The 7,720-nt window shown below is 66.8% G+C and carries 7 protein-coding genes; all 7 read right to left on the bottom strand.

All coding sequences use genetic code 11. From position 1 onward, the window contains the following. The coding region (locus tag EN781_RS19590) for a hypothetical protein (protein ID WP_127400241.1) at window positions 1-500 on the bottom strand (500 nt) is incomplete at its 3' end. Window positions 501-623: 123 nt separating this feature from the next. Further along, on the bottom strand, window positions 624-1,379 hold the full coding sequence (locus tag EN781_RS19595; RefSeq protein WP_126055663.1) for an SDR family NAD(P)-dependent oxidoreductase: 756 nt from the start codon (window positions 1,377-1,379) through the stop codon (window positions 624-626). A gap of 27 nt (window positions 1,380-1,406) precedes the next feature. Continuing rightward, window positions 1,407-2,876, bottom strand: a complete 1,470-nt coding sequence (gene purF, locus EN781_RS19600; RefSeq protein ID WP_127400242.1) for an amidophosphoribosyltransferase — start codon at window positions 2,874-2,876, stop codon at window positions 1,407-1,409. A 148-nt stretch (window positions 2,877-3,024) separates the two neighbouring features. Beyond that, window positions 3,025-3,705 carry a CvpA family protein gene (locus tag EN781_RS19605; protein WP_126055661.1) on the bottom strand — a complete coding sequence of 227 codons (681 nt, stop codon included), beginning with the start codon at window positions 3,703-3,705 and terminating at the stop codon, window positions 3,025-3,027. A 43-nt stretch (window positions 3,706-3,748) separates the two neighbouring features. Continuing rightward, window positions 3,749-5,167: a DNA repair protein RadA gene (gene radA / locus EN781_RS19610; protein ID WP_127400243.1), complete on the bottom strand. Its 1,419-nt coding sequence runs from the start codon at window positions 5,165-5,167 to the stop codon at window positions 3,749-3,751. Between the two features lie 206 nt (window positions 5,168-5,373). Next, window positions 5,374-6,864, bottom strand: a complete 1,491-nt coding sequence (locus EN781_RS19615; protein WP_126055660.1) for a replicative DNA helicase — start codon at window positions 6,862-6,864, stop codon at window positions 5,374-5,376. A 219-nt stretch (window positions 6,865-7,083) separates the two neighbouring features. Further along, on the bottom strand, window positions 7,084-7,720 hold a 637-nt coding region (locus EN781_RS19620; protein WP_127400244.1), incomplete at its 5' end, for a small ribosomal subunit Rsm22 family protein.

The following is a 7,720-nucleotide window of genomic DNA, read 5'->3' on the forward strand; positions in this document are numbered from 1 at the left end:
CCCATCATGGCTGCGCCGTCGGCGCCGCTCATCGTCCAGTCGCCGCAGGTCTGGTCGGCGATCTTGGTGCCGTCGGGCTTCGAGCCGGTCAGCACGTCATGCCGGTTCGGCTTGTCGCCGCGGCCGTTGACCACCTCGCCCTTCTCGTTGAGCGCCGTCTGCTTGGAGATGGCGTTGGCGTCGCCGTGCAGCGAGGCGACATCGTCGGCGATCTTCTCACCCTTGGCGTTGAACCAGGGGCCCTTGCCGATGCGGTCGCGCGCATCCTCGGCACCGGTCGACAGATAGGCATGCCAGGTCTTGCCCTTGACGCCGGCGGCTTCGGCCAGAGAGGCGCAATGGGCGTCGGCGCCCTTCAGCCCGCCGAGATCGGCGCCCTTGCCGGAACCGACACTGGTGACGAAGAAGCTCATCTTCGCGTCTTGCGAAAGGGCGGCGCCCGCCGTGACGGCAAGGGCGGCGGCAGTCGCGGTGGCGGCAACGAGAATGAGTTTGCGCATGGCGGTCCTCCGGTTTCGAATGTTCTACATTCGAAGAACGTAGCCGGAGGCGCATTTAATCCCTGACGCCGGTCCCCCAAATGCAGCGGTTTGGGAAACGACATGCAGATAAGCGCCGAAGCTCTATTCCGGTTGCCGGTAGGCGACGAAGCGGTCGTGCTTGGCCTGGAAGATCAGTCCGGTTTCCTTCAGCTCCGGACTTGCCAGCGGCAGGATGCGCCTGGCGATCTCGGACGGATGCGGCAGCGTCTCCGGATCCTCGCCGGGGACGGCCTGCGCGCGCATGGCGGTGCGGGTGGCGCCGGGGTCGGCGGCGTTGACCCGCAGCGGCAGGCTCTGCGTCTCGTGCGCCCAGGAGCGCATCATCGTCTCGACCGCCGCCTTGGAAGCTGCGTAGGGCGCCCAGAAGGCGCGCGCCGAATGCGCCGCGTTGGAGGACATGATGATGGCGCGGCCGGCATCGGAGAGGCGGAGCAGCGGATCGACCGAGCGGATCAGCCGCCAGGTCGAGGTGACGTTGATCGTCATCACCTTTTCGAAGGTCTTGGCCTCGACATGGCCGATCGGCGAGATGACACCGAGCACGGCGGCATTGGCCACCAGTATGTCGAGTTTGCCCCAGCGCTCGTGGATGGCGCCGCCGAGCCGGTCGATGCCGGCCATGTCGGCAAGGTCGAGCGGCACCAGCGTGGCCTCGCCCTTGCCGGTCCTGTCATGCTCGGCCTTGATCTGGTCGTCGAGCTCCTCGAGCCCGCCGACGGTGCGGGCCACCGCGATCACATGCGCGCCGGCGGCGGCCAATTCCTTGGCCATGAAGTAGCCGATGCCGCGCGAGGCGCCGGTGACGACCGCCAGGCGGCCGGAGAGGTCGAGGGTCATGCGAGAGCTTCCGTGAGGTGATCCGGCCTATGCGCCGCTCGTCGCCAGCAGCGACAGTGTGCGCACATTGTCGTGGCCTTCGAAGTCGAGCAGGCGGGTCGGGTATTGGCCGGTGAAGCAGGCGTCGCAGAATTGCGGCTGGTCGTTGTCGCGGCGCGCCTCGCCGACGGCGCGGTAGAGCCCGTCGATTGACAGGAAGCCGAGCGAATCGACACGGATGAATTCGGCCATCTCTTCGACCGACATGCGCGAGGCGAGCAGCTTCGACTTCTCCGGCGTGTCGACGCCATAGAAGCACGACGCGCTGGTCGGCGGCGAGGCGATGCGCATATGCACCTCCCTGGCGCCGGCGTCGCGCACCATCTGCACGATCTTCTGGCTGGTGGTGCCGCGCACGATCGAATCGTCGACCAGCACCACGCGCTTGCCCTCGATCATGCGCCGGTTGGCGTTGTGCTTGAGCTTGACGCCCATGTGGCGGATCGAATCGCCGGGCTGGATGAAGGTGCGGCCGACATAGTGGTTGCGGATGATGCCGAGCTCGAAGGGAATGCCGGCGGCCTGGGAAAAGCCGATCGCCGCCGGCGTGCCGGAATCCGGCACCGGCACGACGATGTCGGCCTCGACCGGGTTTTCCTGCGCCAGCTCGGCGCCGATGCGCTTGCGCACCTCGTAGACGTTGCGGCCCTCGACCGAAGAATCCGGCCGCGCGAAATAGACATATTCGAAGATGCAGAAGCGGGTCTTCTGCGGCTCGAACGGGAACAGACTCTCGATGCCCTTGGAGGTGATGACCACCATCTCGCCGGGCTTGATGTCGCGCACGAAGCGGGCGCCGATGATGTCGAGCGCGCAGGTCTCGGAAGCGAGGATCCAGGCGCCGTCGAGGTCGCCCAGCACCAGCGGCCGGATGCCCAGCGGATCGCGGCAGCCGATCATCTTCTTGGCCGTCATGGCTACCAGCGAGAAGGCGCCCTCGACCTGGCGCACCGCGTCGATGAAGCGCGAGTTCAGGTCGCGCTCCTTGCTGGTGGCGACCAGATGCAGCAGCGTTTCGGTGTCGGAGGTCGAGGAAAAGATCGAGCCCTGCGTCTGCAGCGCGCGCTGCACCGTCAGCGCATTGGTGAGGTTGCCGTTGTGGGCGACGGCGAGACCGCCCTCGGAGAGTTCGGCGAAGAAGGGTTGGATGTTGCGCAGGCCGGCGCCGCCGGTGGTGGCGTAGCGCGTATGGCCGATGGCGCGGTTGCCTTGCAGGCTGTCGATGACGCGCTGCTTGGTGAAGGTGTCGCCGATCAGGCCGACATGGCGTTCGACATGGAACTGGCTGCCGTCATAGGAAACGATGCCGGCGGCTTCCTGGCCGCGATGCTGGAGGGCGTGCAGGCCCAGCGTGACGATTGCCGCCGCGTCCTGCCGGCCGAAAATGCCGAACACGCCGCATTCGTCGTGGAAATGGTCGTCGGCCTCGGCGGATAGCACGTCGCCTGCGTCTGCCATCGAAACTGCCATGAGGGGCTCAAGCTCCGCTAAAATCGCCATATAAGGCGATCGCTCGTCGAAAGCAACGCATGCCTTGCGGCGTTCACACCAACGTCAATCCCCGGGGAAGCGCCCGCCTTGCCGCGGGCGCTCGTCTTGGCGGCGATCAGTTTGCCGGCGCCGGAGTGGCGGGAGCCGGCGCCGGCGCGTTGTCGGCAGGCGCTTCGCCTTCATTGTCATCGACCGGCGCATCGGCGTCATCGCCGTTTGCCGGCGGTTCGGCCGCCGGCTGGTCGGTCGTCGCGCCGGGCGCCGCCGGAGTTTCAGCCGCGGGCTCGCCCTTGTGGGTGTATTTGTTGACGAGCTCTTCCGTGTTCTCCGGCAGCAGGCTTTCGAGCTTCGCGCCGATCGTCTCCAGCAGCGGCCGCGACTTGGCGTTGGCGACCCAGCCCGGCGCCTTGGCCCCGGCCAGCCAGTTGAAGAACAGCAGCGCCACCGCGACCACCAGGATGCCGCGCGCCGCGCCATAGAGGAAGCCGAGCGTGCGGTCGAGCGCGCCGATCCGGGAATCGATGATCCAGTCGGCGAGCTTCATGGTGATGACCGAGACGACGATCAGCGCGATGACGAAGACGATGCCGGCGGCCGCCGCCATGGCGATCTTGTCGTTGTCGACATAGGGCTGAACGTAAGGCAGCACCGGCTTGTAGAAGAAGAAGGCCGCCACCGCCGCCGCCACCCAGGAGACGATGGAGAGTACCTCGCGCGAGAAGCCGCGCACCATGGCGAGCATCGCCGAGACCAGGGTGAAGCCGACGAGAATTCCGTCAAGCAGCGTAATCGGCATGTCCTTCGCCCCACTCCATGTCTCTACCGCTCGACGAGCCGCGTCATTCTTGCTCCTCGGCGCGGCTGCGCCGTGAGCCGGCTATGCGCGCGACGAGGTCGGCAAGCTCGGTGGGCTGGAAAGCGCCGGCCCCGATCCCCCCAGCGCCATTGCCACCGACAAGGTCCTCGCTGCCCAAGGGCAGTACCGCGCTACCGAAACCCAGCTTTTCGGCCTCTTTGAGGCGCTGCTGCGCATGCGCAACCGGCCTCACCGCACCCGACAGGCTGATTTCGCCGAAATAGACGCAATCGGCAGGAAGGGCAAGACCGGTGAGCGACGAAACCAGCGCGGCGGCGACCGCCAGATCGGCAGCCGGCTCGCTGATCCGGTAGCCGCCGGCAACGTTGAGGTAGACGTCATGCTGGCCGAAGCGCACACCGCAATGGGCCTCCAGCACCGCGAGCACCATCGACAGCCGCGCGCCGTCCCAGCCGACGACAGCGCGGCGTGGCGTGCCGAGCGAGGAGGGCGCCACCAGCGCCTGGATCTCGACCAGCACCGGACGCGTGCCCTCCATGCCGGCGAAAACGGCCGCTCCTGGCGACTTCGCGTGGCGCTCGCCGAGAAAAAGCTCGGACGGGTTGGCGACTTCGCGCAGGCCCTTGTCCGACATCTCGAACACGCCGATCTCGTCGGTCGGCCCGAAGCGGTTCTTCACCGTGCGCAGGATGCGGTAGTGGTGGCCGCCTTCGCCCTCGAAATAGAGCACGCCGTCGACCATGTGCTCGACGACGCGCGGACCGGCGATCTGGCCTTCCTTGGTGACATGACCGACGAGCACGATCGCCGCTCCTGTGGATTTCGCGTAGCGGATCATCGCCTGCGCGGCGGCGCGCACCTGGGTGACGGTGCCGGGCGCCGAATCGGCAAGGTCGGTCCACAGCGTCTGGATCGAATCGAGGATCACCAGGTCCGGCCGCTTGCCGTCAGCGATGGTTGCGAGGATGTCCTCGACATTGGTCTCGGCGGCGAGTTCGACCGGCGTCGAGGCGACACCGAGGCGCTGCGCGCGCAGCCTGATCTGCGCGACGGCTTCCTCGCCGGAGACATAGACGATGCGGTGGCCTCTTGAGGCGAGCGCGGCGGCCGCCTGCGTCAGCAGCGTCGACTTGCCGATGCCGGGATCGCCGCCGACCAGCAGCGCCGAGCCGCGCACGAAGCCGCCGCCGGTGGCGCGGTCGAGCTCGCCGATGCCCGAAACGATGCGCGGCGCGTCCTCGATGTCGCCGGACAGGCTGGTGAGCACGACGGCACGGCCCTTGCGGGCGTTGCGGGTGTTGGCCGGCCCGGAGCCGATGCCGCCGGCCGTGCCTTCCTCGACCAGCGTGTTCCACTCGCCGCAGGCGTCGCACTTGCCGGCCCAGCGCTGGTGCACCGATCCGCAATTCTGGCAGATGAACTGAACGCGCGATTTAGCCATTAGATGCGGCCCGATATTGGACAGGTCGGTGGGACAGCACCCCCCTCTGTCCTGCCGGACATCTCCCCCAGCAGCTTCGATCCCGGCGCCCATCTTGCAATCTCCGCGATTGGCGAAAGCCGACGCGACAGCTGATCTCCCCCCTGAGGGGGAGATGGCCGGCAGGCCAGAGGGGGGGGCGAAGGAATGAGGCCTTTCTCAAGAGCTCACTCAAACCGATCCGGCAGATGGTGCTCTTCCGCCAGGTCGGAGAAGCGGGTGAATTCGCCGTGGAAGGCGAGGCTGACCGAGCCGGTCGGGCCGTGGCGCTGCTTGGCCACGATCACCTCGGCCTTGCCGCGCATCTCGTTCATCTCGTTTTCCCACTTGACGTATTCCTCGGTGCCGAGTTTCGGCTCGCGGTTCTTGAGGTAGTATTCCTCGCGATAGACGAACAGCACCACGTCGGCGTCCTGCTCGATTGAGCCGGATTCGCGCAGGTCCGAGAGTTGCGGGCGCTTGTCGTCGCGGCTTTCGACCTGGCGCGAGAGCTGCGACAGCGCGATGATCGGCACGCCGAGCTCCTTGGCCAGCGCCTTCAGGCCGGTGGTGATCTCGGTGATTTCCTGCACGCGGTTCTGCGAGGCGCGGGCGGAGGAGCCCTGCATCAGCTGGATATAGTCGATGACGATGAGGTCGAGGCCGCGCTGGCGCTTCAGGCGGCGTGCGCGGGCGGAAAGCTGGGCGATCGAGATGCCGCCGGTCTGGTCGATGAACAGCGGGATCTTCTGCATGGTCTGCGAGCAGGCGACCAGCTTTTCGAAATCCATCTCGGAGATCTCGCCGCGACGGATCTTCGACGACGAAATCTCGGTCTGCTCGGAGATGATGCGGGTGGCGAGCTGCTCCGACGACATTTCCAGCGAGAAGAAGCCGACGACGCCGCCATTGGCGGCCTTGAACGAGCCGTCGGCCTGCTGGGCAGGCACATAGGCCTCGGCGATGTTGAAGGCGATGTTGGTGGCGAGCGACGTCTTGCCCATGCCTGGGCGGCCGGCAAGCACGATCAGGTCGGAAGGCTGCAGGCCGCCCATGCGGCGGTCGAGGTCGCGCAGGCCGGTGGCGATGCCGGACAGGCCGCCGTCGCGCATATAGGCGGCGTTGGCCATGTCGACGGCGGTCTTGACGGCGTCGGTGAAGCTCTCGAAGCCGCCGTCGTAGCGGCCGGTCTCGGCCAGCTCGAACAGCCGCCGCTCGGCATCCTCGATCTGGTCGGACGGCGACATGTCGACCGGGGCGTCATAGGCGATGTTGACCATGTCCTCGCCGACGGTGATCAGCGCGCGGCGCGTGGCGAGGTCGTAGATGGCGCGGCCATAGTCGGTGGCGTTGACGACGGTGACGGCCTCGACGGCGAGCCGCACGACATACTGCGCCACCGTCATGTCGCCGACCTTTTCGTCCGCCGGCAGGAAGGTCTTCAGCGTGATCGGGGTCGCGATCTTGCCCATGCGGATGAGCTCGGCCGCCACCTCGAATATCCGGCGGTGCAGCGGCTCGTGGAAATGCGCCGGCTTGAGGAAGTCGGAGACCCGGTAGAAGGCGTCGTTGTTGACGAGGATGGCGCCAAGCAGCGCCTGCTCGGCCTCGATGTTGTTCGGTGCCTCGCGATAGAGCGGTTGCTCCGCCACGCCGAATTTGCGTGCTGCCTCAGCCATGATATCCCCGATTTCGATCCCGACCTCTCGATAGCAAGAACGAGATGAGTCGGTGCTGACCTTTCTGCATCACCCGAAGGCCAATCAGCCTTGATGCCCGCTGTTCACAGGAACGGCAAACCGTCCACAGGACAGAATTCCCGTGCCCCGATTCCGGTTGACTCGGCAAGGTCGCGATTCTACGCGAAGCTGTGGAACAAATAAAGAACAAACTGTCATTCAAATATCCAGCGTGTCGCCCCAGTCCAGCCGTCGCGCGATCCTGAACGCGTCGCCGTCGCGCTTGCTGAACAGTGTCTCGCCGGCATTGCCGTCAGGCACGCAAAGCTTGAGCCTCACCTTGCCGGAGCCGGCCTTCGGCGGCGCGATCACGCGCGCCAGGCGCGCTGGCGCCGGCCGCCGCGCGGCGGCGATGTAGATGAATTTCTCGTCCTCCCACGGCACGTCGGCGTCCTTGGCGAGGCGATGCAGGCGCGAGCGCGCGACGCGGCGCGAGAAATGGCACCAGTCGGGCGGGACGAGCGGGCAGGGCGCCTCGTGCGGGCAGGGTGCCAGCACATGCGCGCCTGCCTCGATCAATTGCTGGCGGACGGCAAGAATGCGCTGCCAGCCGGCCGGCGTTCCCGGCTCGACGATCAGCAGCGTGCCGGCGGTCAACTGCCAGAGTCGGCCAACCAGTTTGGGCAGCGAGGCCGGCACGATCTCGTCCAGCACATAAGCGGCGGTGACGAGATCGGCGGGTTGAAGATCGGCGAGATCGATGGTGGCGTCACCCGCAAGCCATTCCGTCCTGGCGGCGATCGCCTCGGCTGCCAGCGATTGGCCGATCTTGCGCACCGCCGCACTTGCCTCGAGC

This window comes from Mesorhizobium sp. M4A.F.Ca.ET.090.04.2.1, from assembly GCF_003999085.1.
Classification (GTDB): Bacteria; Pseudomonadota; Alphaproteobacteria; order Rhizobiales; family Rhizobiaceae; genus Mesorhizobium.